Annotated in this window: 22 protein-coding genes; 16 read left to right on the forward strand and 6 right to left on the reverse strand. The window is 71.9% G+C overall.

Annotation, left to right across the window (positions count from 1 at the left end; translation table 11 throughout):
• Positions 1-19: 19 nt before the first annotated feature.
• Positions 20-1,468: a ribosome biogenesis GTPase Der gene (gene der, locus DT019_RS29570; protein WP_114040015.1), complete on the forward strand. Its 1,449-nt coding sequence runs from the start codon at positions 20-22 to the stop codon at positions 1,466-1,468.
• Positions 1,469-1,515: 47 nt separating this feature from the next.
• Here the strand turns inward: der and DT019_RS29575 are convergent, their stop codons facing one another.
• Together DT019_RS29575 and DT019_RS29580 are read right to left on the reverse strand one after the other, a co-directional pair.
• Positions 1,516-1,848 (reverse strand): hypothetical protein, encoded by a 333-nt coding sequence (locus tag DT019_RS29575; protein ID WP_411292748.1) that lies wholly within the window; start codon positions 1,846-1,848, stop codon positions 1,516-1,518.
• A gap of 181 nt (positions 1,849-2,029) precedes the next feature.
• Entirely contained in the window at positions 2,030-2,803 is a 774-nt protein-coding gene (locus DT019_RS29580) for a hypothetical protein (protein WP_114040017.1), read from the reverse strand.
• Between the two features lie 505 nt (positions 2,804-3,308).
• On the opposite strand from DT019_RS29580, the gene DT019_RS29585 reads away from it, so the two are divergent.
• The 3 genes from DT019_RS29585 to DT019_RS29595 all read left to right on the forward strand — a co-directional run bounded on the left by DT019_RS29585 (position 3,309) and on the right by DT019_RS29595 (position 6,329).
• Complete coding sequence (locus DT019_RS29585; protein WP_114040114.1) at positions 3,309-3,986, forward strand: transglycosylase family protein; 678 nt, start codon at positions 3,309-3,311, stop codon at positions 3,984-3,986.
• Between the two features lie 241 nt (positions 3,987-4,227).
• Positions 4,228-5,508 carry a glycosyltransferase family 4 protein gene (locus DT019_RS29590; RefSeq protein WP_114040018.1) on the forward strand — a complete coding sequence of 427 codons (1,281 nt, stop codon included), beginning with the start codon at positions 4,228-4,230 and terminating at the stop codon, positions 5,506-5,508.
• Positions 5,505-6,329 (forward strand): hypothetical protein, encoded by an 825-nt coding sequence (locus DT019_RS29595; protein WP_114040019.1) that lies wholly within the window; start codon positions 5,505-5,507, stop codon positions 6,327-6,329. The genes DT019_RS29590 and DT019_RS29595 overlap by 4 nt, the downstream gene beginning before the upstream one ends.
• Here the strand turns inward: DT019_RS29595 and ctaD are convergent.
• Positions 6,326-8,074 carry a cytochrome c oxidase subunit I gene (ctaD, locus tag DT019_RS29600; RefSeq protein WP_114040020.1) on the reverse strand — a complete coding sequence of 583 codons (1,749 nt, stop codon included), beginning with the start codon at positions 8,072-8,074 and terminating at the stop codon, positions 6,326-6,328. The two genes, DT019_RS29595 and ctaD, sit on opposite strands and share 4 nt — an antisense overlap.
• A gap of 470 nt (positions 8,075-8,544) precedes the next feature.
• On the opposite strand from ctaD, the gene DT019_RS29605 reads away from it, so the two are divergent.
• Positions 8,545-8,760 carry an I78 family peptidase inhibitor gene (locus tag DT019_RS29605; RefSeq protein WP_114040021.1) on the forward strand — a complete coding sequence of 72 codons (216 nt, stop codon included), beginning with the start codon at positions 8,545-8,547 and terminating at the stop codon, positions 8,758-8,760.
• A 91-nt stretch (positions 8,761-8,851) separates the two neighbouring features.
• Here the strand turns inward: DT019_RS29605 and DT019_RS29610 are convergent, their stop codons facing one another.
• Positions 8,852-9,853, reverse strand: a complete 1,002-nt coding sequence (locus tag DT019_RS29610; protein WP_114040022.1) for a phosphatase PAP2 family protein — start codon at positions 9,851-9,853, stop codon at positions 8,852-8,854.
• Positions 9,854-10,355: 502 nt separating this feature from the next.
• Here DT019_RS29610 and DT019_RS29615 point away from each other — a divergent pair.
• Both DT019_RS29615 and DT019_RS29620 read left to right on the forward strand, forming a co-directional pair.
• Positions 10,356-12,032 carry an MFS transporter gene (locus tag DT019_RS29615; protein ID WP_114040023.1) on the forward strand — a complete coding sequence of 559 codons (1,677 nt, stop codon included), beginning with the start codon at positions 10,356-10,358 and terminating at the stop codon, positions 12,030-12,032.
• 73 nt (positions 12,033-12,105) lie between these two features.
• On the forward strand, positions 12,106-13,299 hold the full coding sequence (locus DT019_RS29620) for an acyl-CoA dehydrogenase family protein (RefSeq protein ID WP_114040024.1): 1,194 nt from the start codon (positions 12,106-12,108) through the stop codon (positions 13,297-13,299).
• 92 nt (positions 13,300-13,391) lie between these two features.
• Here DT019_RS29620 and DT019_RS29625 read toward each other — a convergent pair whose 3' ends face one another.
• Positions 13,392-13,829 (reverse strand): cell division protein SepF, encoded by a 438-nt coding sequence (locus DT019_RS29625; protein WP_114040025.1) that lies wholly within the window; start codon positions 13,827-13,829, stop codon positions 13,392-13,394.
• 323 nt (positions 13,830-14,152) lie between these two features.
• Here DT019_RS29625 and DT019_RS29630 point away from each other — a divergent pair, with 323 nt between their 5' ends.
• Positions 14,153-15,445, forward strand: a complete 1,293-nt coding sequence (locus tag DT019_RS29630) for a DUF5685 family protein (protein ID WP_189390059.1) — start codon at positions 14,153-14,155, stop codon at positions 15,443-15,445.
• A 32-nt stretch (positions 15,446-15,477) separates the two neighbouring features.
• Here DT019_RS29630 and DT019_RS29635 read toward each other — a convergent pair whose 3' ends face one another.
• Positions 15,478-16,446 carry an ABC transporter substrate-binding protein gene (locus DT019_RS29635; RefSeq protein ID WP_388983725.1) on the reverse strand — a complete coding sequence of 323 codons (969 nt, stop codon included), beginning with the start codon at positions 16,444-16,446 and terminating at the stop codon, positions 15,478-15,480.
• 468 nt (positions 16,447-16,914) lie between these two features.
• On the opposite strand from DT019_RS29635, the gene DT019_RS29640 reads away from it, so the two are divergent.
• The 8 genes from DT019_RS29640 to DT019_RS29675 all read left to right on the forward strand — a co-directional run bounded on the left by DT019_RS29640 (position 16,915) and on the right by DT019_RS29675 (position 25,404).
• Positions 16,915-17,769, forward strand: coding sequence for an amino acid ABC transporter permease (locus DT019_RS29640; protein ID WP_114040027.1), 855 nt, complete (start codon positions 16,915-16,917; stop codon positions 17,767-17,769).
• Positions 17,766-19,538 (forward strand): FAD/NAD(P)-binding protein, encoded by a 1,773-nt coding sequence (locus DT019_RS29645; protein ID WP_114040028.1) that lies wholly within the window; start codon positions 17,766-17,768, stop codon positions 19,536-19,538. The genes DT019_RS29640 and DT019_RS29645 overlap by 4 nt, the downstream gene beginning before the upstream one ends.
• Positions 19,539-19,571: 33 nt before the next feature.
• Positions 19,572-20,456: an amino acid ABC transporter permease gene (locus tag DT019_RS29650; RefSeq protein ID WP_114040029.1), complete on the forward strand. Its 885-nt coding sequence runs from the start codon at positions 19,572-19,574 to the stop codon at positions 20,454-20,456.
• Positions 20,453-21,217 (forward strand): amino acid ABC transporter ATP-binding protein, encoded by a 765-nt coding sequence (locus tag DT019_RS29655; RefSeq protein WP_114040030.1) that lies wholly within the window; start codon positions 20,453-20,455, stop codon positions 21,215-21,217. Before DT019_RS29650 ends, DT019_RS29655 begins: the two co-directional genes overlap by 4 nt.
• Before the next feature lie 26 nt (positions 21,218-21,243).
• Positions 21,244-22,215 carry an ABC transporter substrate-binding protein gene (locus tag DT019_RS29660; RefSeq protein ID WP_114040031.1) on the forward strand — a complete coding sequence of 324 codons (972 nt, stop codon included), beginning with the start codon at positions 21,244-21,246 and terminating at the stop codon, positions 22,213-22,215.
• A 66-nt stretch (positions 22,216-22,281) separates the two neighbouring features.
• A complete protein-coding gene (locus DT019_RS29665) occupies positions 22,282-23,304 on the forward strand; it encodes an LLM class flavin-dependent oxidoreductase (RefSeq protein WP_114040032.1) in 1,023 nt (340 codons plus the stop codon).
• A complete protein-coding gene (locus tag DT019_RS29670; RefSeq protein ID WP_114040033.1) occupies positions 23,291-24,610 on the forward strand; it encodes an NtaA/DmoA family FMN-dependent monooxygenase in 1,320 nt (439 codons plus the stop codon). The genes DT019_RS29665 and DT019_RS29670 overlap by 14 nt, the downstream gene beginning before the upstream one ends.
• The gene (locus tag DT019_RS29675; RefSeq protein WP_114040034.1) at positions 24,607-25,404 is read left to right on the forward strand and encodes a DUF1684 domain-containing protein; all 798 of its coding nucleotides are present in this window, start codon (positions 24,607-24,609) and stop codon (positions 25,402-25,404) included. The genes DT019_RS29670 and DT019_RS29675 overlap by 4 nt, the downstream gene beginning before the upstream one ends.
• Positions 25,405-25,580: the final 176 nt, after the last annotated feature.

The raw sequence follows: 25,580 nt of genomic DNA on the forward strand, positions 1-25,580 counted from the left end.
TGAACGAGGTACGGACTTCATGAACGACCAGCACGAACACGGAGCTCTCGGCGACGCCGAGTTCGCGGAGTTCATGGAGCTCGCCGCCGAAGAGGGCTTCGATGTCGAGGACGTCGAGGAGGCGCTCGGCGAGGCCGGCCACGGCCCGCTCCCCGCCCTCGCTGTCGTCGGCCGCCCCAATGTCGGCAAGTCGACCCTGGTGAACCGCATCATCGGCCGCCGCGAGGCCGTCGTCCAGGACAAGCCCGGCGTCACCCGTGACCGCGTCACCTACGAGGCCGAGTGGGCCGGCCGCCGCTTCAAGGTCGTCGACACCGGCGGCTGGGAGCAGGACGTCCTGGGCCTCGACGCGTCCGTCGCCGCCCAGGCCGAGTACGCCATCGAGGCCGCCGACGCCGTGGTCTTCGTCGTCGACGCCACGGTGGGCGCCACCGACACCGACGAGGCCGTCGTCAAGCTGCTGCGCCGGGCCGGCAAGCCCGTCGTGCTCGCCGCGAACAAGGTCGACGGCATGTCCGGCGAGTCCGACGCCGCGGCCCTGTGGTCGCTCGGCCTCGGCGAGCCGTTCCCCATCTCGGCGCTGCACGGCCGCGGCACCGGCGACCTCCTCGACGAGATCCTCAAGGCCCTTCCCGAGGCCCCGCCGCAGCGCTTCGGCACCGCGGTGGGCGGCCCGCGCCGCATCGCCCTCATCGGCCGCCCGAACGTCGGCAAGTCCTCGCTCCTGAACCAGGTGGCCAAGGAGGAGCGCGTCGTCGTCAACGAGCTGTCCGGCACCACCCGCGACCCGGTCGACGAGCTCATCGAACTGGGCGGGGTCACCTGGAAGTTCGTCGACACGGCCGGCATCCGCCGCCGTGTCCACCTCCAGGAGGGCGCTGACTACTACGCCTCGCTGCGTACCGCCGCCGCCGTGGAGAAGGCGGAGGTCGCGGTCGTCCTCATCGACACCAGCGAGCCGATCTCCGTGCAGGACCAGCGGATCATCACGATGGCCGTCGACGCCGGGCGCGCGCTGGTCATCGCGTACAACAAGTGGGACACCCTCGACGAGGAGCGGCGCTACTACCTGGAGCGCGAGATCGAGACCGAGATGCAGCAGGTCGCCTGGGCGCCCCGGGTCAACGTGTCCGCGCTGACCGGCCGCCACATGGAGAAGCTGGTCCCGGCGATCGAGACGGCCCTGGCGGGCTGGGAGACCCGCGTTCCGACCGGTCGCCTCAACGCGTTCCTCGGCGAGCTCGTCGCCGGCCACCCGCACCCGATCCGCGGCGGAAAGCAGCCGCGCATCCTGTTCGGTACGCAGGCGGGCACCAAGCCGCCCCGCTTCGTCCTGTTCGCCTCCGGCTTCATCGAGGCCGGCTACCGGCGCTTCATCGAGCGCCGGCTGCGCGAGGAGTTCGGCTTCGAGGGCACCCCGATCCACATCTCGGTGCGGGTGCGCGAGAAGCGCGGCCGCAAGAAGTAGTCGCCACACCGAGGGCCGTGGGGGAGCGAGTCCCTCGCGGCAGCAGGTCAGAGCCCCCTGCGGGGGCCGGGCGGCAGTGCCGCCGGGAGCTGGTGCCCGGTGTACTGCCGCCCGTTCGCGTTCATCGCCGGGTGCAGCTGCCAGTTCCCCGCGTACGTGGTGGGGAAGTGCTGGGTGTGGTGGCCGGACTGCTGGCCGACGCGGGAGCCGTGGATCGCGGTGAAACCGCCACCGAGTGCCGCGAACCCGGTGAAGCCGAGGTCCTCCTCGCCGGACCGGTCGCCGGGCAGGGCCCGGAAGGACCGGCGGTACTCCGAGTACAGCGCGTCGTAGATCGGCGTGGGGGAGTGGGCTCCCGAGGCGTCGCCCGACGGGCGCATGGCCGGGATCGGGGACTGGTACGGCTGGCGGGAAGGGTCGTATGTGTGCACGTATGTGCCAACGACCCGGTAGGGCCGGGGATGCGGGGTGATTCGGCTTATCGGTAGCGCGCGGCCCGGCTCCCCACGCCCCTTCCGCGCCCGCCGCGGACCGGCCGGGACGGGCGCGCGGGAGAGGACCTCAGGTGCCGGCCAGCGGCATGGCGGCGGCCACCAGCCGGCCGTCGGCCGCGGCCTTCTCCAGGGCGTCACGGAGCAGGTCCTCACGCGGCTGCTGGCCGATCATGCCGACCGGGGCCGCGAAGACCAGCACCCGCTGGGACTTGTTGGCGGCGGCCCGCCAGCCGTCCGTCACCTGGAGCGGCTGGTGCGCCTGCCACCAGGAGACGGAGCCGCTGCCCCCGCCGGTGCCGGGCTGGAGCACCGCGTGCAGCTGGCCCATCGCGAGGAGCACGGACCAGCCCGGCAGCACCGAGGGCAGCCGGCCCATGTCGGTCACCGGCACGAAGCCCTGCTCGATGAGGAGCGGGAGGAACTCGTCGGTGGTGCCGCCCGAACCCGGCCGGGCGATGGGGCCGGTCGGCTCGACGACGAGCGCCGGGTGCAGGTCGCCCTCGATCAGGACCAGGCCGCTGGTGATGCCGAGCACCGCCTGCTCGGGCGCGCCCTCGACGGGCTCCTCGCCCGTGATGGAGCGGACGGCCCCCTGGAGCTGCTCCTCGGCGACCTGGACGACCTGCGAGGGGATGCAGCTGGCGTGGGCGAAGGCGAGGACGGCGGTCTCCTCGCCGACGAACAGGACGGTGCTGGTGCGCTCCTGCTCGGAGTCGCCCGGCGTGCGGCAGGAGGTGCAGTCGTAGCTGCCCGGGGCGTTCTCGCCGGCGAGCAGCCGCTCGGCTTCTTCGTCGCCGATCTCGGCGCGGACGTCCTCACTGACGTCGAGCATGCGCGGCACGGGTGGCTCCTAGGAACTGAGTGGATGCGCCGGGCGGTTCCCGGCTTCTCTCGTACAGACGACAACGGGCGATCTGTGGCCGGGGTCACGCGCGAAGGCGAACGGAATCGAACCGCCGCCAGCGGAGGGTGAATTCACCGGCGGAACCCTTCACTCCCCGTCAACAGATGGGGAAGGCATGGAAGTTGTCCTGGTGAGCTGAGTCACAGATCGCTGCGGCGGCAGGCCGATAAATATCGATATCTGTGGATGAAGTGGGTGACCGAAAATCGCCGATACTCCCGGTAACAGGCAACTGGCCTGGAATGACGGGGCTTTGGTTGATGCCGGGCCCCGGGGGTCCCTAGATTCCACCGCCGTGTGCATCGAGCACCGCCCGGGAACGCCCGCCGGCCGCACAGCCAGCTACGACCTTCCGGTGGGCGGGGGCGGCACGGAACGAGGCGCCGGACGCGCCGAGGGCCGCGCCGCCCAGGGGGACCCCGGGTCCTTCGAAAGGGATTTCATGTCTGTTGGTACCAGTGGTTCCAGCTCCCTGCGCAGGCGTGGCACGGCAACGCTGATCGGGGCCGCGGTGGTGGCACCGCTCGCCCTGCTCAGCGTCGCCACCGGTCCGGCCGCCGCGGCGGACTCCGGTGTATGGGACCGCATCGCCCAGTGCGAGAGCGGTGGAAACTGGCACATCAACACCGGCAACGGCTACTACGGCGGCCTCCAGTTCGACGCCGGTACCTGGCGGGCACACGGCGGCGGGGCGTACGCGTCCACCGCCGACCGGGCCAGCAGGGCCCAGCAGATCGCCATCGCCGCCAAGGTGCAGCGCTCGCAGGGCTGGGGTGCCTGGCCGGCGTGCTCGCGTCAGGCGGGGGCCTACGGCAGCGCGCCCGCGGCGGGCGAGCCCGCCCGGCCGAAGCAGGCCGCGCGCCCGCAGCAGGCGGCGCCCAAGCCGCTCAAGGCGCCCGCTGAGCACAAGGCGCCCGCGCCGCGGCAGCACACCGCCCCGCTCCCCACGCAGAGCGCGCCCGCCGCCCCGGCCGGTACGTACACGGTCAGGAGCGGTGACACCCTGTCCTCCATCGCGGCGGCCCACGGCATCCGCTGGGAGGCGCTGTACGCGGCCAACCGGGCCGTCATCGGTGGTGACCCCGATCTCATCCTGCCGGGCCAGCACCTGAAGATCTGAGGGACCGAGCCCCGTCCGGCCGCCCGGACGGGGCTCGCCGCTGTCCGAAATCGTCCGGTGCCGCGGTGCCCGCCCCGGACCCCGGGTGGACCAGCGGTGACCGGCCCCTGGAGTACAGGTGACGCCCAACCCAAGTACAGTCCGTTGCTGACCGAAGCGTTTCGGTCCCGGCCGGACCGGCGGCCGGATGATCAAGCGCAAGATCGACCGATCGATCGAATGACCAAGGGACGCGTGGCGCATGCACCTCTCCTTCCTGCTGCACAACGCGTACAGCCTGGGCGGCACCATCCGGTCCACCTTCAACCTCGCCGGTGAGCTCGCCCAGCGGCACGACGTCGAGATCGTCTCCGTCTTCCGCCACCACGACGAGCCCACCCTCCCCGCCCCCGAGGGCGTCCGGCTGCGGCACCTGGTCGATCTGCGCAAGAACAGCCCGGAGTACGAGGGCGAGCACCCCCAGCACCGGCAGCCGGCCAAGGTCTTCCCGCGCGGCGACGGCCGCCACAGCCAGTACAGCCGCCTCACCGACGCCCGGATCGGCGCGCACCTGCGGTCCGTCGAGGCCGATGTCGTCATCGGCACCCGGCCCGGGCTCAACGTGCACATCGCGCGCGAGACCCGCCCCGGCGTGGTCCGGGTCGGCCAGGAGCACCTGACCCTGCCGGGCCACAGCTACCGGCTGCGCAGCGAGATAGCGCACTCCTATCCGCTGCTCGACGCGATCACCACGGTCACCGCCGCCGACGCGGCCGCCTACCGGGCCCTGCGCCTGCCCGACGTGCGCGTCGAGGCGGTGCCCAACGCGATCCCGGCCCCCGCCCTGGAACCGGCCGACGGCGACGCCAAGCTGGTCGTGGCGGCCGGGCGGCTCACCCCGGTCAAGCGGTACGACCTGCTGGTCAAGGCGTTCGCTCGGGTCGTCGCCGTACGACCGGACTGGAAGCTGCGGATCTACGGTTCCGGCGACGCCTTCGGGAACGAACGCGAGGCCCTGCGGAACCTGATCGACGATCTTGGCCTCTACAACCATGTGTTCCTCATGGGCCTGTCCGGCGACCTCGACAGCGAGTGGGTCAAGGGTTCCCTCGCGGCCGTCACCTCCAGCCACGAGTCCTTCGGCATGACCATCGTCGAGGCGATGCGCTGCGGACTCCCCGTGGTCTCCACGGACTGCCCGCAGGGGCCGCGCGAGATCATCGACGACGGGGTGGACGGCCGCCTCGTCGAGACGGGCAACGCCGACGCGGTGGCCGGGGCCCTGCTCGAACTGATCCAGGACGACGGGCTGCGCCACCGCATGGCCAAGGCGGCCCTGGAGAACTCCGCGCGCTTCGACCCCGCCAGGATCGCCGAGCGCCACGAGGAGATCTTCCGGCAACTGCACGCCCAGGGCGCGGGCAGCCGCTCCGCCGGGGCGCTGCGCGAGTCGCTGCACCGGGCCCGCAGCTCCGCCCTCGACGGGGCGTACGCCCTGCGCCACAAGGCCGCCTCCGTGCTCCGGAAAGGGCAGACCGCATGACCACCACCGCCGAGTCCCCGGACACGGGCAGCGCCGCCGCCCCGCGCGCCCACTGCATAGCCGACTCAGCGGGCGGAGTGACCTTCGACGTCACGGGAGCCGGTCGGCCGGGCGCCGCGCTCGTCCTGCGCCGGCGCGGGACCGACCCCGGCCCGGACGTGCTGCTGCCGCTCACCCCGTCCGCGAAGGGCCTGCTGCGCGCGGTCCTGCCCAGCACGGTCGACATGGCCGAGGGCGTGTGGGACGCGTATCTGCGCTTCGGCGAGGGCGCCGAGCAGCGCCTGGAGCCGGGCACCCGGGACCTGCGCGCGCTGGTCGACCGGGAGCCGGGGCCGGATGCCGACCGGGTCGCGGCCCGCATCCCCTACCCGGGCCGCTCGGGCGAGCTGATCGTCCGCAGCTGGCTGCGCAGACCGCACGCCGAGACCGGCACGATCCGCGTCGAAGAGGACGCGGTCACGGTGCACGGGCGGCTGTACGGCGCGGGGCTCGCCACCGGGGCCACCGTCGAGGCGCGGCTGCGGGGCGGGGCCGGCCGGGTCCACCGGGTGCCCGCCACCGCCGAGGGCGACGGCTTCGCCTTCACGCTGGCGTACGCGCCGCTCGCGGAGGGACTCGACGCCAAGGAATGGCTCTGGGACCTGTGGCTGGTCAACGGCCCCGGCGCGCCCGCCGTCCGGCTGGCCCGCATCCTGGACGATGTCCCCCTGAAGCAGGTGATCTTCGTGTACCCGGGCTCGCGGGTGGGCGCGGGTGTGGTGCGCCCGTACTACACGGGCGCGAACGACCTGAGCGTGCGGGTCGACGCGGCGCGCGGCTAGGAGGGCGGCTCCGTCGGTCCGGGCCCTTCCGCGGCCGGCACCGCTCCCGGTGCCTCCAGCTCCGCCGCCTCTGCTGCCTTGTCCAGGGGCAGCACGTCGTCGCGGAACGGGGCGAACTCCGGGTGGTGCAGGTCGAAGGCCGGTGACTCGGTACGGATGCGGGGGATGGTCACGAAGTTGTGCCGCGGCGGCGGGCAGGACGTGGCCCACTCCAGCGAGCGGCCGAACCCCCAGGGATCGTCGACCTCGACCTTCTCGCCGTACTTCGCGGTCTTCCAGACGTTGTAGAAGAACGGCAGCGTGGACAGGCCCAGCAGGAACGCGCCGATCGAGGAAACCGTGTTGAGCGCCGTGAAGCCGTCGGCCGCCAGGTAGTCCGCGTACCGCCGGGGCATGCCCTCCGCGCCCAGCCAGTGCTGGACCAGGAACGTGGTGTGGAAGCCGACGAAGAGCGTCCAGAAGTGGATCTTGCCGAGCCGCTCGTCGAGCATCCTGCCGGTCAGTTTCGGCCACCAGAAAGAGAAGCCGCCGAACGTCGCGAAGACCACCGTCCCGAACACCACGTAGTGGAAGTGGGCGACCACGAAGTAGGAGTCCGTGACGTGGAAGTCCAGCGGGGGCGACGCCAGGATGACGCCGGTGAGGCCGCCGAACAGGAAGCTCACCAGGAAGCCGACGGCCCACAGCATGGGTGTCTCGAAGCTCAGTGAGCCCTTGAGCATCGTGCCGGTCCAGTTGAAGAACTTCACCCCGGTCGGCACCGCGATCAGGAAGGACATGAACGAGAAGAACGGCAGCAACACCGCTCCGGTGGCGAACATGTGGTGGGCCCACACCACGATGGAGAGCCCGGTGATGGCCGCCGTCGCCCCGACGAGGGTCATGTAGCCGAAGATGGGCTTGCGGGAGAAGACCGGAATGATCTCCGTGATGATGCCGAAGAACGGCAGCGCGATGATGTAGACCTCGGGATGGCCGAAGAACCAGAAGAGGTGCTGCCACAGCAGCGCCCCTCCGTTCTGCGCCTCGAAGACCACCGAGCCGAACCTGCGGTCCGCCTCCAGGACCAGCAGCGCCGCCGCGAGCACCGGGAACGCGATGAGCACCAGGATCGAGGTGAACAGGACGTTCCAGGTGAAGACCGGCATCCGGAACATCGTCATGCCGGGGGCGCGCATCCCGACGATGGTGGTCACGAAGTTGACCGCGCCGAGGATGGTGCCGAAGCCGGAGAGCGCGAGCCCCATGATCCAGAGGTCGGCGCCGACGCCGGGGGAGCGGGTCAGCGAGTTGAGGGGCGCGTAGGCGAACCAGCCGAAGCTCGCGGGCCCGGTCGGCAGCAGCACCGAGCCCAGCACGATCAGGCCTCCGAACAGGAACAGCCAGTAGGCCAGCATGTTCAGGCGCGGGAAGGCGACGTCGGGGGAGCCGATCTGCAGCGGCATGATCGCGTTGGCGAACCCGGCGAAGGTCGGGGTGGCGAAGAGCAGCAGCATGATCGTGCCGTGCAGCGTGAAGAGCTGGTTGTACTCCTCGTTGGTCATGATCTGGAGCCCGGGGCGGGCGAGTTCGGCCCGCATCAGCAGGGCCATCACACCGGCGATCAGGAAGAAGACGAACGACGTGATCAGGTAGAGGTGCCCGATCCGCTTGTGGTCCGTGGTGGTCAGCCAGGCGACGATCACCGCGCCCGGCCGGCCCGCCCTCGCGGGCTCCGCCGCCCGGGTCACCGTCTCCGTACCCATCGCACCCCCTGAGGTGTCCGGCATCAGGCCAAGGGGCCATGATGCTCGCGCCCGGGGCGCCGCAACAGGGGGCGTGCCCCCATCCGGCCAGGCCCCGGAGGCGCCGGGAGACCGGGATGCGGGTAGCGATTGTGTAAGGGAGCGGTGAATTACCTATGCATCGTCAATTTCCTCCGGCGTGCCGTCGAGTGGGAATTGCCGAAGTGTCCGGCGTAAGAATTGCATCAATTCCAGGAATGCGTTCGAGTGGCTGGAAGTGGGGTGTGCGATAACTGGGCAAGGGGTCAGGAACTGCCCGTACGAGTGACGGAGTTCGAAGGGAACCCGAGCGCCGATCCTGTGACAGAAGTGTGACTGGCGGGGTACCGGAGGCGGACAACCAGCGGGTTCGCGGCGGGTTCCCACCCGGCTCGCGGGCCACGGGAGACCCCCGCTTCCGTCCGCGGGGCGGCGCGCCTACGGTGGGTGGCATGGCACCCATACCGTCCCACTCCGCCCATCCCGACGACGCCCCAGAGTCCTATGTCGGCCTCGACGCCGAGGGCGCCGAGCGGCTCGCCAGGTCGCGCGGCTGGTCCACCGTCAGGTCGCTCCCGCCGGGCTCGATCATCACCATGGAGTATCTGGCGGGGCGGCTGAACTTCGAGGTCGAGCACGGCACCGTGACCCGCTGCTGGCACGGCTGAGCCGTCCCCGGACGCACGCAGGGCGAAGGCCCCCGGTGCATCACCGGGGGCCTTCGCCCTGCGTGCGTACCGCGCGCCGACCGCGCCGCCGTCAGCCGCCGAGGGGGCGGGCCGGGGCGGTGCGCGGCGCCCGCTCGGTGTGCGGGGGGCGCCGGGTGCCGGACGGGACGACCGGGGGCCGCTCCGAGCGGGCCGGCTGGTAGGGCCTGGCCGGGAGTGGCCGGCCGGGCCCGCGCCCGCTCGCGGCGCCGACCGGCTCGCGCACGGGCGCGTCGTCCTCGTCGTGGCCGCGCTGGGGCACCATCGCGGGCACGGTCGGGGCCGGTACGGGGGCCGGGGCCGCCGCGCCGCGGGTCCGCCTGCGCTCGCGCACCTTCTCGCGCACGGCGAAGACGAAGGCCTCCGCGCGGGCGATCAGCGGCTCGAACCACGGCAGTGCGAGCAGGATGAGCAGCCCGGCCGCCCAGCCCAGGAGCACGTCGCTCACCCAGTGCGTGCCGAGGTAGACCGTGGTCGCGCCGACGCCCAGGGCCACCATCGCCGAGATGACCGAGAGCCAGCGCCGGGCGCGCGGCGTGGTGGCGAGGTAGGCGAGGATGCCCCAGGTCACGACCGCGTTGGCGGTGTGCCCCGAGGGAAATATGTCGCCGCCGGCGAAGAGCTCGGCGGACCCTATCTGCGTCGCGTAGTGGGGCCCGAGCCGTCCCAGGCCGAGCTTGACCGCGCCGACCGTCATGTTGAGCAGCAGAAGGGCCGCCCCGAGAGTCAGGAGCGGCCGGAGGGTGTGCTGGCGCCAGGAGCGCCAGCCCAGCCAGGCCATGACCATCACCGCGGTGGGTCCGCGCTGGCCGAGGACCACGAAGTAGTCCAGGAAGGCGTGCAGCTGCGGCCAGTGTTCGTACGGCCGGTACAGCATGACCTTCCAGTCCAGCTCCACGAGCCAGGACGAGCCCAGCACGGCGACGACGATGGCGAGGTAGAACGCCATCGTCGCGCCGAAGAGGACCACGCGGTGACGGCTCATCCGCGGGATCTCTATCTTCGGTGGCTCGGGCTCCCGGTCCAGGCGGGCGAAGATTCGGTCAGTACGCACTCAATCGACGTTACAGCGAGTGAGTGACGGCCCAGGCCGATCCGGGGTCTTTGTGATGACGATGTGATGTGGAGTATGTCTCATGCCCACCGTTATTCCCGGCCCCTCGCGGAATACCCCGGGACCTCGGTCCCTATTCATTCGGCCCGCCTCCGGAAGGCCTGTTTGTATGCGGCGGAATTCCGTTTGCCCGACGGGAGAGCGGAATTCATCCTTCTGTCACCGGCCCAGCACGGAGCGTAAAGATCACCCCAGGGGTGGTATCACCGTGGCGTACGCCACACCTCGGCGGGCCGCGCGGTGAGAGGTGGACCACGCGCCCTGCTGGGGAACTCGCGTACGCTGACGAATCACTCGCCCGTCGATGCCGGGCCCCGGGGATCACGATCAGGGCCGGTCACTGGCCCACCGGGCCCACCGACCGCGAGAGTGGTGATGGCACGGTCCGCTGCGGCCGCACCGTCCCGGGCTCCGAGGGCCCGCAGTACTGGGAGGTACGTACATGACTGGGACGACCATCGGTGCGCGAGCGCGCGTCCGCGCGAGCGGCGCCAACCGCTGGGTCATCCTCGTCGTCCTCTGTGTGAGCCTGCTGTTCGTGGCGCTGGACGCCACCGTCCTGCACGTCGCGATCCCCTCGGTCACCGAGGACCTGCGGCCGGGCTCCGTGGAACTGCTCTGGATCGTCGACGCCTACCCCCTCGTCTGCGCCGCGCTCCTCATCTTCTTCGGCACCCTGGGCGACCGGGTGGGCCGGCGCCGGGTGCTGCTGCTCGGCTACGCAATCTTCGGCGCCGCCTCGGCGGTCGCCGCGCTCGCCGAGTCGGCACCGGTTCTGATCGCGGCCCGCGCGCTGCTCGGCATCGGCGGCGCGATGATCATGCCCGCCACGCTCTCCATCCTCCGTGTCGTCTTCCCCGACCGCCGTGAGCGGGCCACCGCCATCGGCATCTGGACGGCGGTCGCCGCGATCGGCGCCGCCACCGGGCCGGTGCTCGGCGGCTTCCTCGTGCAGCACTTCTGGTGGGGCTCGGTCTTCCTCATCAACATCCCGCTGATGGCGCTCATCCTGCCGCTGGGCCGCTGGCTCCTGCCCGAGTCCAAGGGCAGCTCGGACGGACCCTGGGACGTGCTCGGCGCGCTGATGGCGGCCGGGGGCATCCTCGCGCTGGTGCTCGGCGTGAAGCGGCTCGGCGCAGGAGAGGGCCTCTTCGACGGCCGTACGCTCGCCGCCCTCTGTCTCGGCACCGCCCTGCTCATCCTCTTCGTCCGCAGGCAGCGCCGCCGCGCGCACCCGCTCATCGACATCCGGATGTTCTCCCGGCCCGCCTTCGCCACCTCGGTCGGCTGCATCATCGTCGCCATGCTGGCGCTGGTCGGCCTGGAGCTCATAGCCGTCCAGTACCTCCAGCTCGTGCTCGGCCTCTCCCCGCTCCAGACCGGTCTGCGCATGCTGCCGCTCACCTTCGCCGCGATGGCGGCGGGCGCGACCGGGTCGTACACCCTGCGCAGGCTCGGCCCGCGCCGGATGGTCTGCACGGGCTTCGTGCTGACCGCGGCCGCCGTGCTGCTGCTCGTCCTGATGGGCCAGACCGACTGGCCGACGCTGATGATCGTCTCGTTCGTGCTGCTCGGCTTCGGGCTCCAGACCACCCTCTTCGCGGCGTACGAATCGATGCTCAGCGAGGCCCCGCCGGAGCGGGCCGGTGGCGCGGCCGCCATCGGCGAGACCTCCTACCAGCTCGGCGCGGGCATGGGCATCGCGCTGCTCGGCAGCGTCATGAACGCCGCCTACGCGCCCGGCCTCGCCTCGGTGGGCGGCGTCCCCGCCCAGGCCTCGGCCGCCGCGTCCAACTCGCTGGGCGAGGCCTACGACGTCGCCACCCGCCTCGGCGGCTCCGCGGGCGAGGCGCTGCGCACCGCGGCCCGGAACTCCTTCGTGCACGGCGTGCACGTCACCCTGTTCGTCAGCGCCGGGCTGCTGCTCCTCGGCGCGGTGGCGGGGCTGCGGCTGCCGCGGATCATGGACTGCTCGGTGACCGGGCCGGAGCGGGACGAGGAGCCGGAGTCCGCGTTCGGGTCCGAGCCGAGGCAGTCGCAGCAGCTGAGCGTGAAGCTGCCGTCCCCGGCGCGGCCCGGCGATGTGGCCACCGTGGAGTCTGGACGCACGGGACACTGACCCGTAACGTCAGCGCTCAGGTAACAACTAACACTGCTAGTTTTAGTTGAGCGAGAGCCGCGGAGGCGCCCTCATGTCCGCTCCTTCCTCCCAGCCGCCCCCCTTCGACCCGGCCGACCCGCTCGGCATCGACGACCTGCTCGGCCCCGAGGACCTCGCGATCCGCGACACCGTGCGCTCGTGGGCCGCCGACCGCGTCCTGCCGCACATCGCCGAGTGGTACGAGAACGGCGAGCTGCCCGGCATCCGCGAACTGGCCCGCGAACTCGGCTCGATCGGCGCGCTCGGCATGTCCCTGACCGGCTACGGCTGCGCGGGCGCCACCGCCGTCCAGTACGGCCTGGCCTGTCTGGAGCTGGAGGCGGCCGACTCCGGCATCCGCTCGCTCGTCTCCGTCCAGGGCTCACTCGCCATGTACGCGATCTGGCGGTTCGGTTCCGAGGAGCAGAAGCGGCGCTGGCTGCCCGGCATGGCGGCGGGCGAGATCATCGGCTGCTTCGGCCTCACCGAGCCCGACCACGGCTCCGACCCGGCCGGCATGAGGACGTACGCGAAGAGGGACGGCACCGACTGGGTGCTCACCGGCCGCAAGATGTGGATCACCAACGGCTCGGTGGCGGGCGTCGCGGTGGTCTGGGCCCAGACCGACGAGGGCATCCGCGGCTTCGCCGTCCCGACCGACGCCCCCGGCTTCGCGGCCCCCGAGATCAAGCACAAGTGGTCCCTGCGGGCCAGCGTCACCAGCGAACTCGTCCTGGACGAGGTGCGGCTGCCGGCCGAAGCGGTGCTGCCCGGCGTCACCGGCCTCAAGGGCCCGCTCAGCTGCCTCTCGCACGCGCGCTACGGCATCGTGTGGGGGGCGATGGGCGCGGCCCGGGCCTCGTTCGAGGCGGCCGTCGACTACGCGAAGACCCGCGAGCAGTTCGGCAGGCCCATCGGCGGCTTCCAGCTGACCCAGGCCAAGCTCGCCGACATGGCCCTCGAACTGCACAAGGGGATCCTGCTCGCCCACCACCTCGGCCGCCGGATGGACGCGGGGCGGCTCCGCCCGGAGCAGGTCAGCTTCGGCAAGCTCAACAACGTGCGGGAGGCGATCGAGATCTGCCGCACCTCGCGCACGATCCTCGGCGCCAACGGGATCTCGCTGGAGTACCCGGTGATGCGGCACGCCACCAACCTCGAATCGGTGCTCACCTACGAGGGCACCGTCGAGATGCACCAGTTGGTGCTGGGCAAGGCGCTCACCGGACTCGACGCGTTCCGCTAGGAACGGCCGGGACGGCGAGCGCCCCCCCGTGGCGGTCGCCGTCCCTCCCGGGGGCGGGCCCCCGGGGCCCCGCCCGTGGGGCATCGCAGGGCTCAGCTCTGGTTGAAGAAGCCACCGGTCTGGCGGCCCGCGGCCTCGCCGCTGACGATCTGGGTGTCGGCGGGGGTCAGCAGGAAGACCCGGGTCGCCACGCGCTCGATGGAGCCGCGCAGACCGAAGGTGAGGCCGGCCGCGAAGTCGACGACGCGCTTGGCGTCACCGGCGTCCATGGACGTCAGGTTCACGATGACCGGCACGCCCTCACGGAACAGCTCGCCGATGCCCCGCGCGTCCCGGAAGCCGTCCGGCGTGACGGTGGCGATCCGGCGGCCCTGCTCCTCGGCTGTCTCGGAGGCCACTTGCACCCGCGGGTCGGTCACCCAGGCCTCGCCGGACTCGGCGGCACCTTCGGTGAACTCGTCGTCGTAGTAGCGGTCGTCGTTGTCCTCGACAAGTCCCAGCCATGCACTCGCCTTGCGCACCGATCCCATGGACGCCTCCTCTCGCAGCGGTCTTCTTCTTGCTACTTCTTCAGTTCCGTATCCCTATGGTCGTCCATGATGCGGATACCGCGCCAAGTGGATAGTCGCCGCGCAGGTGATTCGTGACGGTACTGGCACAGATCATGTGGCGATTCGTCAGGAATCCTCTGGGATACGCCCGGTACGGGAACCCCGGCGTAACAAAATTATGTATGTCCCTCCACACGAGTGACACAGCCGTCGTACGGGTGAACGGATCACTCGATACGATGCGTGCCGCACTGAAGATCGACGCGTCGGGCGGGGTGCCCAACGTCACTCGGGGGAGAGCTGTGTTCGGAATCGTCAGGCCCTGTTCGCACCGGCTCACCGAGGGCCTGAAGACGGAGTGGATGGCCCATCTCTGCGGGCTCTGCCTGGCACTTCGGTCCGACCACGGCCAGCTCGCCCGGGTGGTGACCAACTACGACGGCCTCATCGTCTCGGTTCTGACGGAGGCTCAGGCCGAGCGGAGCACCGGTTGGCGGCGCACCGCGGGGCCCTGCCCGCTGCGCGCGATGCGGACCGCTCCCGTCGCCCGGGGCGAAGGCGCCCGGCTGGCCGCGGCCGTCTCCCTCGTGCTCGCCTCCGCGAAGGTCCGCGACCACGTGGCCGACCGCGACGGCCTGTTGAAGCGCAAGCCGGTCGCGCTCGCGGCCCGGCGCATAGCCAGGAGCTGGGACCGGGCCGGCGCGCGCACCGGCGCCTCGCTCGGCTTCGACACGGCCGTCCTCGTGGACGCCGTCGACCGGCAGGGCGCCATCGAGGAGCTCGCGGGGCCCGGCACCTCCCTGCTGACCGTCACCGAGCCCACCGAGACGGCCACCGCGGCCGCGTTCGCGCACACCGCCGTGCTCGCCGGAAAGCCGCACAACGTCCCGCCGCTCGCCGAGGCGGGCCGCCTCTTCGGGCGGCTCGCGCATCTCCTGGACGCCGTGGAGGACCGGGAGGCCGACGCCGCGTCAGGTGCCTGGAATCCGCTCGCCGCCACCGGCACCGACCTCGTCGAGGCCCGCAGGCTCGCCGACGACGCGGTGCACGGCATCCGGCTCGCGCTGCGCGAGGTCGACTTCGTGGACGGCAGGCTCGCCCACGTCCTGCTCGCCCACGAACTGACCCAGTCGGTGAACCGCTCGTTCCGCACCACGGCCTGCGGCCACCCCCACGACACCGGGCACGAGGCGTCGTACGGTCCCTACGGGCAGCCGCCCCAGCAGGGCGGCAACCCCTACCAGGGCCAGGGCCCCTACGGAGGCCAGCCGTACGGAGGAGGCAACCCCCATGGCGGCGGCAACCCCTACGGCGGGGGCCACTACGGTGGCGGGCCCGGCGGGTTCGGACCCGGCGGCCAGGGGCCCGGCTTCAGCCCGGAGCCGCCCCGCCCCCAGCCGCGCGGCTTCTTCGCGGGCTGCGCCGCGTTCATCGGCCTGTGCTGCACCTGCCGGCTGTGCTGCGCCGACGAGTACGAGGGGCCGTGGTCGCGCAAGAAGCGCGAGGGCTGCTGCACCGACTGCGACTGCGACTGCGGTTGCTGCGAGGTGTGCCAGTGCTGTGAATGCTGCGCCTGTCTCGGCGCCGGCTGCTGAGCCGCGGCACGTCAGCTCCCTTACCCGAAGGGCTACTTGTGCTCGGGTGGTGAGATCCGGGACTGCTCGATGCCCGATCCCGTGGTGCCCCACTTCGCCAGGATCCTGTCGTACGTCCCGTCCTTCTTCAGCCGGTTGACGGCGGCCTGGAAGGCCGGGGCCAGCGGGGTGTTCTTCTTGAAGGCGAAGCCCACGTCGAGGCGGTGGAACTCGTTGAGGAACGTCAGTCCCGGCTGTCGGTCGACCGCGTACCGCAGCCCGTTGATGGTCGACATGACCACATCGCTGCGGCCCTGCTGGAGCGAGATCCACAGCGCCCCCTGGTCGCTGTAGGTCTGCACCGCGTACGGCTTCCTCCCCGCCTGTGCGCACTTCGGCCGGTTCTTCTCCAGGGTCGCCTCGAACGTGGTGCCCGCGCCGGTCGCCACGTTCAGGCCGCACAGCTGGGTGAGGTCGGTGACGTGGGCCAGCTTGCTGTCCTTGCGGACGGCGAAGCCCTGGCCGTCGTTGATGTAGGTGACGAAGTCGATGGTCCTGCGGCGCTCGTCGGTGACGCCGAAGTTGCCGGTGCCCACGTCGTACTTGCCGCTGTCGAGCGCGGGCAGGATCGCCTCGAAGGAGGCCACCTCGCGCTTCAGCCTCAGGCCGAGCACCTTGGCCACGGCGTCCGCGAAGTCGATGTCCTGCCCGGCCACCGTCCTGCCGTCCTCCAGGTAGGTGGCCCCCGGTGGCGTCCCGACGCTGGTGGCCAGGGTGAGGCTGCCCGCCGCCCGGACGCTCTCCGGCAGCAGCGCGGCCGCCGCCTCGTCCTTGCGGACGCCCGACACCACGTCGGTGGTGGGGATCTTCGCCCCCTGCCCGGCCGCGGGCGCCGCGTTGCCCGCCGCCCCCACGTCGGCCGGGTCCGGCGACCCGCAGGCGGTGAGGCCGAGTGCCGCGGCGGTGATCAGGGCGAACGCGGCGAAGTTGCGCGATCTGCTCAGGCTTGGGGACCGGCTCATGACGGGGTGCGCTCCAGGGATTTCGGGCAGGCGGACGTGCCCGGGGTGACGGGTGAGGTGTGACCGGGTGGTGCGGGGACGCCGAGGGGAGGGGTGCGCGAGTGTTCAGTGATGTGAAGGCATGCGGAAAGGCCGCGGAGACACGGCGCGAAGGCGCACGGGAGTCATGAGGAAACCGTGCAGGGGGTCAGCTCAACAGGAAGAGGACCACACTCGACCGAAGTCGATGTGGGAGCGCGTGACCAGCCACTGCTGCGGATGCATGGCCCAAGTGGAACAGGCATCCGTTTCCGCGTCAACCGTGCTGAGACGTAACGCCCACAGTGCGGACAAGCTTGACAACCTCCAGCATGCAGCGCATAGCCTCGGCGGCGGAACCCGTGCTGAGGGGCTCGGTTCCGCACCGCCGCGCCACGTGTTCGTGAAGGCCTTTCCCGTGTTCGATCTCTGCATCCACGGAGCCTTCGCATGTCCCTCACCCTGTCCAAACGCCCGTCCGCAGCAACCGAGGACGGCTCTCCAGGAACCCTGCGCGTCGTTCCCCTGCGCCGAACGGGCCAGCGGGCCACGGCAATTGTCGTCCTCGTGCTGCTCGGCCTCGCGCTCGCCTCCGTGGTGCGCAACCCGGCCTTCCAGTGGGGCGTGGTCGCCGACTACTTCGCCACCGCCGCCGTACTGCGCGGGCTCTGGCTCACCGTCTGGCTCACCGCCGTCGTGATGGCGCTCGGCTTCGCGCTGGGCACCCTGCTCGCCGTCATGCGGCTGTCCGCCAACCCCGTTCTGAAAACGGTGAGTTGGGGCTATGTGTGGCTGTTCAGGTCGACGCCGATCCTGGTGCAGCTGCTGTTCTGGTTCAACATCGGGGCGCTGTACCCGAAGATCCTCGGGGTACGCACGGTCGACCTGATGGGCCCGGTCACCGTGGCGGTCGTCGGGCTCACCCTGCACGAGGCCGCCTACGCCGCCGAGGTCGTGCGCGGCGGCATCCTCTCCGTGGAGCGGGGCCAGGTGGAGGCCGCCCAGTCGCTGGGCCTCGGCCGGTGGCGCAGGCTCCGCCGGATCGTCCTGCCGCAGGCCATGCGCTCCATCGTGCCGCCCGCCGGGAACATGCTGATCGGCACCCTCAAGGGCACCTCGATCGTCTCCGTCATCGCCGTCAACGACCTGCTGTACTCAACCCAGTTGATCTACCACCGCACCTACCAGGTGGTCCCGCTGCTCCTCGTCGCCACCCTCTGGTACGCCGTGGTGACCTCGCTCCTGTCGGTGGGCCAGCACTACGTCGAGCGGTACTACGCACGCGGCTCGGCGGGTGCCCGGTGAACGCGTCCGTCGTCGTGGTCGGGGCCGGTCCGCGGGGAACCGGTCTCCTGGAACGGCTCGCCGCCAACCTCCCCCTCCTGTACGGCGACCGGCCCCTGGACATCCATCTGGTGGACCCGCACCCCGCGGGCGGCGGGCGGATCTGGCGGGCCGACCAGTCGCCGCTGCTGTGGATGAACTCCATGGCCGAGGACGTCACCATGTTCACCGACGACACCGTCCCGCAGGACGGCCCGGTGCGCCCCGGCCCCACCCTCGCCGAGTGGTCCGGCCTCGACGGCCGCGTCTTCCCCAGCCGGCGGGCGCAGGGCGCGTATCTGCGCTGGGTGTACGAGGGCGCGGTGGCCGCGCTGCCGCCCACCGTCACCGTGCACGAGCACCGCGCCCGCGCCACCCGGCTCAGCGGGCCGCGCGAGGGACGCCAGCGGGTGTGGCTGGAAGGCCGCACCGAACCGCTCGTCGCCGACCTGGTCGTCCTCGCCCTCGGCCACCTGGACGCCGAACCCGACGCGGAACAGAGGGAGTTGGCGGACTTCGCCGACCGGCACGGCCTGGTGCACCTGCCGCCCGCCTTCACCGCCGACAGCGACCTGACCCCCCTGCGCCCGGGCGCGCCCGTCATCGTCCGGGGCTTCGGACTCGCCTTCGTCGACCTCATGGCCCTGCTCACCGAGGGCCGCGGCGGACGCTACGACGCGGACGGCACCTACCACCCCTCCGGCCGGGAACCCGTGCTGTACGTCGGGTCCCGGCGCGGCGTGCCCTACCACTCCAAGATCGGCTACACCTGGACCGGCGAACGCCCGCCCCTGCCGCGGTTCTTCGGCCCGGCCGAGGTGGACGCCCTCCTGAGCCGCCCGGCCCGGCCCGACTTCCGGCGCGACCTGTGGCCCTTGATCGACAAGGAGCTGGGCTTCGCCCACTACCACCGCCTGTTCACCGCCCACCCCGAGCGCACCCGGGGCGCCTGGGCCGACTTCGAGGAGAAGTACGCCGCCGCCGACCCCGGCAGCCCGGCGCTCGGGGCCCTGATCGCCGCCGCCGTCCCCGATCCCGCCGACCGCCTCGACCTCGAAGCCCTCGACCACCCGCTCGACGGCCTCCGCTTCACCTCGTACGAGAGCCTCCAGGACGGCCTGCGCGCCCACATCCGGTCCGACCTGACGCGCCGTCATGACCCCGGCCACAGCGCGGACCTGGCGGTGTTCCTCGGCCTGCTCTCCGTCTACGGGCAACTGCTGCGGGTGGGCGACGTGGGCGGCTGGTGGCACGGCTTCTTCAGCTTCCTCGCCTCCGGTCCGCCCGGGCCCCGGCTGCGTCAGCTGCTCGCGCTGTCCGACGCGGGCGTCGTGCGCTTCCTCGGCGCGGGCGTCACCGTGGAGGCCGACGAGGCGCGGGGCGTCTTCAGGGCGGGCAGCGCCAGTGTGCCCGGCCGGTGGATCGAGGCGACGGCCCTGGTGGAGGCCCGGCTGCCCGAGCCCAGCGCGGAGCGCCCCGGCAGCCCACTGCTCCGCTCGCTGTACGAGGAGGGGGCGGGCGCGGCCGACACCGGCCTGCTCCAGGTCGACCCCGCCGACGGCCGGATCCTCGGCAGGGACGGCCGGGCGCACCCGCGCCGGTTCGCGCTCGGCCCCTTCACCGTCGCGCGTGCGGCGGGGGCCTTCACCAGGCCGCGCACCGGGGGCGCCGCGTTCCGGCAGAACGACGCCACGGCCCGCGCCGCGCTGAGCTTCCTGCGCGACCTCGCGTGTCGCCGCCTCAGCGCCTGACCGCCGCCCCCGCCCCCTCCCCGAAGGACACCCATGTCGCTCACCAGCGATCCGCCCCTCGACACGGCCGCCCCCGGACTGCGGCCCGACCCCGCCTCGCTCAAGGTGGTGCCCGTGCGCAGGCCCTGGCGCTGGGCCGCGGTCGCCGTCACCGCGGTGCTCGTCGCCCAGTTCGGCCACGGGCTCCTCACCAACCCGGCCTGGGAGTGGGGCGTCTTCGCCCGCTTCTTCACCACCCAGACCATCCTCAAGGCCGTCGGGGTCACCCTCCAACTCACCGTCTACGGAACGGCACTCGGCTTCGCGCTCGGCGTCGTCCTCGCCTTCATGCGCCTGTCGGGCAGCCCGTTCCTGAAGGCCGTGGCCTTCGGCTACATCTGGGCCTTCCGCTCGATCCCGCTCATCGTGCAACTGCTCTTCTGGTTCAACCTGGCCTACCTGTACAAGCGGCTGACGTTCGGCATCCCCTTCGGGCCCGGCTTCTTCGCCTTCGACACGGTGGGGCTCGTCGGCGCGATGAGCGCGGCCGTCCTCGGCCTCGCCCTGCACCAGGCGGCGTACGCGGCCGAGATCGTCCGCGGCGGCGTACTGGCCGTCGACGCCGGCCAGTCGGAGGCGGCGGCCGCCCTCGGTATCCCCCGGCTCCGGCAGATCCGGCGGATCGTGCTGCCCCAGGCGATGCGCTCCATCCTGCCCAACGCCGCCAACGAGATCATCTCGCTCTTCAAGGGCACCTCGATCGTCTCCGTCATGGCGATCGGCGAGCTCTTCTACCAGGTGCAGGTCGTCTACGGCCGCAACGGCAGGGTCGTGCCGCTGCTCATGGTCGCCACCGTCTGGTACGTGCTGCTCACCACCGTGCTCTCCGTCCTCCAGCACTACGTCGAACGCCACTACGCGAAGGGGGCCGTGCGATGAGCACCGCCATGGTCGAAGTCCGGTCCGTGCACAAGAGCTTCGGCTCCCTCGACGTCCTGCGGGGCATCGACCTCGACGTCCGGGCCGGTGAGGTCACCGTCGTCCTCGGCCCGTCGGGCTCCGGCAAGTCGACGCTGCTGCGCACCATCAACCACCTGGAGAAGGTGGACAGCGGCTGGATCACCGTCGACGGCACGCTCGTCGGCTACCGGCGCTCCGGCGACAAGCTGTACGAGCTGCGCGAACGCGACGTCCTCAAGCAGCGGACCCGGATCGGCTTCGTCTTCCAGAACTTCAACCTCTTCCCGCATCTCACCGTCCTGGACAACATCGTCGAGGCGCCGGTCTCGGCGCTGAAGCGGCCACGCAAGGACGCGGTGGCCGCCGCGCGGAAGCTGCTCGCCCGGGTCGGTCTGGCCGACAAGGCGGACGCGTATCCGCGGCAGCTCTCCGGCGGACAGCAGCAGCGCGTCGCCATCGCCCGCGCGCTCGCCCTCGAACCGAGGCTGCTGCTCTTCGACGAGCCGACGTCGGCGCTCGACCCGGAGCTGGTGGGCGAGGTCCTCGACGTCATCAAGGACCTGGCGGCGGCCGGCACCACGATGATCGTCGTCACGCACGAGATCGGCTTCGCCCGCGAGGTGGCCGACACCGTCGTCTTCATGGACGGCGGAGTGATCGTCGAGCAGGGCCCGCCCGCCGCCGTGCTCGACGCCCCCCAGCACGAGCGCACCCGCGCCTTCCTCTCCAAGGTCCTGTGATGCCCCGATCCTCCCGGAGTACGTCCATGTCCGCGCGCCGCACTCTCGCCGCCGTCCTCGCCACCCTCGCCGCGTCCGGTCTCCTCACCGCCTGCGGCACCGGCGACGCCGCCACCGAAGCGGTCGCGCCCGGCGCCAGGTCCACCGGCATCAACCTCGGCCCGGACCAGAACCGGATCAGGGAGCGGAAGGTCGACGCGATTGCCGCGCAACTCCCGGCGGCGGTGCGCGCCCGGGGCACCCTCGCCGTGGGCGTCGCCACCGGCTCGGTGCCGCCGCTCAGCTTCTACGCCACCGACGACAAGACCCCCATCGGCGTGGAGCTCGACATCGCCACGCTCGTCGCGGACACCCTCGGTGTGCGGCCGAGCTTCCAGCCCGTCTCCTGGGAGAACCTCTTCGTAGGGCTCGACAGCGGCAAGTTCGACGCGGTGTTCTCCAACGTCACCGTCACCGAGGAGCGCAAGGAGAAGTACGACTTCGCGACCTACCGCAAGGACCAGCTCGCCTTCGAGGCGAAGAAGGGCGCCGGCTGGAAGGTGCGGGGGCCGCGCGACGTGGCGGGCCGGACCATCGCGGTCTCCTCCGGGACCAACCAGGAGAAGATCCTGCTCGACTGGAGCGAGCAGGACGTGAAGGCCGGGCTGAGGCCCGTGTCCGTCAAGTACTTCCAGAAGGCGACCGACTACTACCTCGCCCTCCAGTCCGGCCGCATCGACGCCTACCTCGGACCCAACCCGTCCGCCGCCTACCATGCGGCCACGGCGGGACAGACCGAGATCGTCGGCACGTACTCCGGTGGCGGCGCCGGACTCCAGGGCGAGATCGCCGCCACGACGAAGAAGGGGAGCGGGCTGGTCGCGGCCTACGCGGCGGCCCTCGACCACGTGATCCAGGACGGCTCCTACGCGAAGGTGCTCGCGCGGTGGGGGCTGTCCGGCGAAGCGGTGACGCACTCCGAGATCAACCCGCCGGGACTGCCCAGGCCCAGGCCGTGACCGGGCCGAGCCGCTCGGGCCCACCCGGCCGCCCGACCACGACAGACCACGACAGAAAGGCCCACCATGTCCGCACCACCCGTGCGCGGCCCCCTGCATCTCGCCGCCTCCCTCGACGGGGCCGGGCACTACGACGCCGCGCACTTCGTCTCGCTCGCGCGCCTCGCCGAGCAGGGCACCCTCGACTTCGTCACGCTCGGGGACTCCTTCGCGCGGCCGGGGCTCGACGCGCTCGCCGTGCTCGCCCGGGTCGCGCCCGCCACCGAACACGTCGGCCTCGTCCCGGTCGTGAACACCACCCACACCGAGCCCTTCCACGTCTCCTCGGCCGTGGCCACCCTGGACTGGGTGAGCCGGGGCCGGGCCGGGTGGAGCCCGGAGGTGTCCACCACCGAGGCCGAGGCCCGGCTCTTCGGGCGACGGCCCGCCGTCCGCACGGCCGAGGCGTGGCACGAGGCACGCGAAGTCGCCGACGTGGCGGCCAGGTTGTGGGACTCCTGGGAGGACGACGCCGAGATACGCGACGAGTCCACCGGCCGCTTCATCGACCGGGACAAGCTCCACTACGTCGACTTCGAGGGCCGCTCCTTCTCCGTACGCGGACCCGCCATCGTGCCCCGGCCGCCGCAGGGCCATCCGGTCACCGTCATCGACGCGACCGCCGCCGAGCCGAGGGCCGCCGCCGTGCGCCACGGCGATGTCGCCCTCGTACGCACCCAGGATCCGCTCGCGGCGCGCACGGCCCGCGAGGAGCTGCGCGACCGGGCCCGCGCGCACGGCCGGGACCCCGAACGGCTGCGGGTGCTCGGCTCGGTCCCGGTGGCGCTGCACACCACCGCGGACGCCGTGGAACTGGCCGGGCTGATCGGGGCCTGGCACGAGGAGGGCGCCGTCGACGGCTTCCATCTGCGCCTGGCGGACGCCGGGCGCGACCTCGCGCTCGTCGTGCGGGCCACCGTGCCGGTCCTCCAGCACCGCGGCCTGCTGCGCCACTTCTATCCGGGCGCCACCCTGCGCGAACACCTGGGCCTGGCACGGCCCGTCAACCAGTACGCCACCGCCGGCGGAGGCCGCCATGACCACGGGTAAGAAGCAGATCCATCTCGCCGCCCACTTCCCCGGCGTCAACAACACCACCGTCTGGGCCGACCCGCGCTCCAAGTCGCAGATCGAGTTCTCGTCCTTCGAGCACCTCGCGCGGACCGCCGAACGCGGCCTGTTCGACTTCTTCTTCCTCGCCGAAGGCCTGCGGCTTCGCGAGCACAAGGGCCGCGTCCACGACCTCGACGTGGTGGGGCGCCCCGAGTCGATCACCCTGCTCAACGCGCTCGCGGCCGTCACCGAGCGGCTGGGCCTCGCCGCCACGGTGAACGCGACCTTCAACGAGCCGTACGAGATCGCCCGCCGGTTCGCCTCGCTCGACCACCTCAGCGGCGGCCGGGCCGCCTGGAACGTGGTCACCTCTCCCGACGCCTTCACCGGCGAGAACTTCCGCCGCGGCGGCTTCCTCGACCGCGCCGACCGCTACACCCGGGCCGCCGAATTCGTCGCCACGGCGCGGGAGTTGTGGGACTCCTGGGAGCCGGGGGGAGCGTCGGGTCCGGCGGGTTCCTTCGCGCACCACGGACGGCACTTCCGTGTCGAGGGGAAGTTCGGCGTGCCGCGCTCCCCGCAGGGCCACCCCGTCGTGATCCAGGCCGGCGACTCCGGCGAGGGCCGCGAGTTCGCCGCCTCGGCCGCCGACGTCATCTTCACCCGGCACGGCACCCTGGAGGCGGGCCGCGCCTTCTACGCCGACGTCAAGGGCCGCCTCGCCCAGTACGGCCGCGAGCCCGACGACCTCAAGATCATGCCCGGGGTCACCTTCGTGCTCGGCGACACCGCGGCCGAGGCCCAGGAGAAGGCCGCCGAGATCCGCCACCAGCAGGTCTCGCCGCAGAACGCGATCCTGGCCCTCGAACAGATCTGGGGCCGCGACCTGTCCGGCTACGACCCGGACGGCCCGCTGCCCGAGATCGACCCCGACCCGGACTCCGGGCTCGTACAGGGCCGGGTGAAGATCACCAACGCCTTCGAGATCGCCGCCAAGTGGCGCGCCCTGTCCGAGGCCAAGGGGCTCTCCATCCGGCAGACGGTGATCGAGACCACCGGCCGCCAGTCCTTCATCGGCACCCCCGACACGGTCGCCGCCGAACTCGACGCGTTCGTGCAGGGCGACGCCGCCGACGGCTTCATCCTCGTCCCCCACCTCACCCCCGGCGGCCTGGACGACTTCGTCGACCAGGTGGTGCCCCGGCTCCAGGAGCGCGGCGCGTTCCGCACGGAATACACCGGCTCCACGCTGCGCTCACACCTCGGGCTGCGTACCCCCGGTGTGGAAAGGTTGACCGCATGAGCACGCAAGCACAGCGCGATCCCCGGCCCGACCCGGCGCTCGACTGGAAGAAGTGGCACGAGCACCGCGTCGAGTCGGTCTCCGCGCCGTACGGACCGCTCGCCCTGACCGGCACCCACTGGCTCGCGGACGGCGTGCCCGAGGAACTCGGCCGGTGGCGCGAGGACGGCGACGAGCTGGTGCTCGCCGCCGCCCCGGAGCACCAACTCACCCTGGACGGTGCTCCATTGGACGGCGAGGTGCGCCTCGGCGCCGACGACGGACCGGCCGCGAAGGCCCGGCTCGCCCAGGGGGACCGCAGGCTCGTGGTGCTGCGCCGGGAGGGCCTGTGGGGGGTCCGGGTGTGGGACCCGGCCTCCGCGGCGCGCCAGGCCTTCGCGGGCATCGACGCCACCCCGTACGAGGAACGGTTCCGGCTGCCCGGCACCTTCCGCCCGTACGGGCCGACGCGGGTGCGGGTGGCGAACGCCGACGGGGTCGAGCGGGGGCTCGAACTCGCCGGGGAGATCGCCTTCACGCTCGGCGGCCAGGAGCACACCCTCCAGGTCTCGGTCGAGGCCGACGGTTCGCTGTGGGCGGTGTTCGCCGACGGGACCAGCGGCAGGTCCACCTTCCGGTTCCGCTTCCTGCGGCCCGAGGCCCCGGCCGCCGACGGATCGGTGACCGTCGACTTCAACCGCGCGGTGCTGCCGCCCTGTGCCTTCGCCGACCACTTCATCTGCCCCTTCCCGCCCCCGGGCAACACCCTTCCCCTCGACATCCCGGCGGGGGAGCGGAACATCCGCACCCGCTGACCCCCGGCGCGCGCCTCCTCGCGGGGTCCGGCCAAAAGGCGCCCTTGCGCGCCCCGGCCGGGCCCCCGAATACTCCTCCGCAGCGCTTGTCAGGAGCACGGCTTGCGCCTTGTTGTGCTGCCGTCATCCTTGGCTGCGCCTCACGGGGTCCCCCCAGCCACGGGCCCCTCGATTCC

Source organism: Streptomyces sp. SDr-06 (genome assembly GCF_003324565.1).
In the GTDB taxonomy this organism is placed as follows: domain Bacteria; phylum Actinomycetota; class Actinomycetes; order Streptomycetales; family Streptomycetaceae; genus Streptomyces.